The 2239-nt window shown below is 36.5% G+C and carries 1 protein-coding gene; it reads right to left on the bottom strand.

Translation table 11 applies throughout. The annotated features are described in order from the left end of the window. Positions 1-47: 47 nt before the first annotated feature. Positions 48-2036 carry a serine/threonine-protein kinase gene (locus H5185_RS21745; protein WP_182743215.1) on the bottom strand — a complete coding sequence of 663 codons (1989 nt, stop codon included), beginning with the start codon at positions 2034-2036 and terminating at the stop codon, positions 48-50. Positions 2037-2239: the final 203 nt, after the last annotated feature.

The following is a 2239-nucleotide window of genomic DNA, read 5'->3' on the forward strand; positions in this document are numbered from 1 at the left end:
TACATCTTCCTTCATCAACATACAACGATTGATCAATCACTACAGAGCTATAAACGTTGAACACCATTAAGACGTTCATACATTTCATTACCCCGAGCAAATAACTCTCTGGCAGTTTTCAGATATTGCTTTTCTAGATACACGTTTGCCTGGCGTAAAAATGACGCCGCGAGACGTTTATCAAGCGTCAGTAGGGGATCAAAATCATCAGGTAAATTTGTGGCAAGATCTCTTACTTCTTTATCAAATTCATGTAGATCTTTGGGATCATCAATCGCTTCTAGTCTTGCGGTTAATTGCTCAAATGTATCCCGATAATAAACCTCAGCGGCGTCATACGGATAATCAACAGTTTTGCCTTTTGCCGTCGCATTGTGATACTCATTCAATGCTTTTACGGCAACTTTTAATTGTGCACCATAGGCAATTAAAGACTTAGCTTCAGGATAGTTTGCAAACACATTTTCACCGGTAGTGATAAGTTCGCTAATTTGATTAATATCGTGTTTCTTTAATGCACTATCAAAGGTGCTTGCATATAGCGTATATTCTTCATTACTAGCGAGATATACATAATTAGGCTCAACAAAGCTTAGTCCATCAACAATAGCCTTAATATTATTGGTCCCTTGCTCGTTATAACGAGCTTGAGATAATAAAAGACTCAAACGTTCAGACAGAGCATCAACAACCAATTGTTTACTTCGCTCAGCTTGATTTTTCATTTGCAGCAAACGAACTGAATCAGGATAAAAACGCTCTATATCATTAATAACTTCAGCTATTTTTACATAATCCTGATAGAGGCCATTATCACTTTTAGGTAAGGAAGCAATACGTTGTTCAACGATATCCAATACTTCTGATTGATGTGTTTTTAATAGACCATTTTTAATGATGCTTTTAGATTCAGGAATACTGTCAATTCGGGCTAATAAGTCTGAAGCTGGGATAAACTCAAATGCTTGAACTTCACTTTTTGCCTTATTTGTTATCGCCACTTTATTATTCAAGTTATCTAATTGCACTTGATAGTATTGTTGAATTTGAAATCCCCCAATAACCAAAATAGTACCTGCTGCAATGGCAGTTAAAATCGGCCAAGTTTTACGGTGTAAAGTGCTGATTATCTGATCAATTGATGATGCTCGTTGCGCCTTTTTGAGTGCCAAGCCTTTTTTGAGTGTAGGCCACAAAGACATGCTGATATGCTTAGGCTTGACCAATTTATTCTTGGTAACGTCAACTTCATTTGCTGCGACACGCTGATAGGGATGTTTACTTGTAAGCAGTTCATAGCTAATGCATGAAAAAGCAAAAATATCATCTTCCGCACAAGCATCTTCGCCAGTTAGCTGTTCAAAGCTAGCATATGCTGGAGTGTAACCTGTTAATGATGAGTCTTGATCTACCTCAGCAAGTGCGTAGCGGTCTTCTCTTTGTTGCAAGTTTTTTGCAACACCAAAATCGAAGACTTTAATATTACCTTGGCGAGTCAGGAAAATATTCGATGGTTTTAAATCTGTATGAACAATACCTTGATGATGCGCATACGATAAGGCTGAAGCTATCTGATCAATGATTTTCATTGATCCTTTGAAATTAATCCCCATCGGTTTGGAACGTTTAATGACTTGGTCTAATGATTCACCGTCTAACCACTCCATGACCATAAAGTGAAAGCCATCATCAGTATCAACATCATACACTCGGATGATATTTGGATGAGAGAGTTTTTGGGTTTGCACCGACTCTTTAATCAGGACTTGTTGAGCTTCGGGTATATCAGATAACTGAGGCAATAATACCTTTATTGCAACAAATGGCTCACTGACATTTAACGACTCTAAGTACAGGTCTTTGGCACGGTATATATCACTCATACCTCCATGACCAATTTTTGATTCAATTAAATATCGATTTTTGAAACATTTGCCAATCAAATTAACTTTGTTAGCATTATTTTCAGAATTGTCTAATCCTGCTATGACAGTTTTGTCTTCAGCTAAGTTATTTGGTGTTTTACTCTTATCCATAAGTACAGGTTAATCCCTTGATATTATCCTAAAGTATGTAAACTAACGTCCTAGTGAATCAAAATAACCACAATATGTTGCAGCAGGATTAGACAATTCTGAAAATAATGCTAACAAAGTTAATTTGATTGGCAAATGTTTCAAAAATCGATATTTAATTGAATCAAAAATTGGTCATGGAGGTATGAGTGATATATACCGTG

Source organism: Shewanella sp. SG44-6, from assembly GCF_014164185.1.
GTDB lineage: Bacteria > Pseudomonadota > Gammaproteobacteria > Enterobacterales > Shewanellaceae > Shewanella > Shewanella vesiculosa.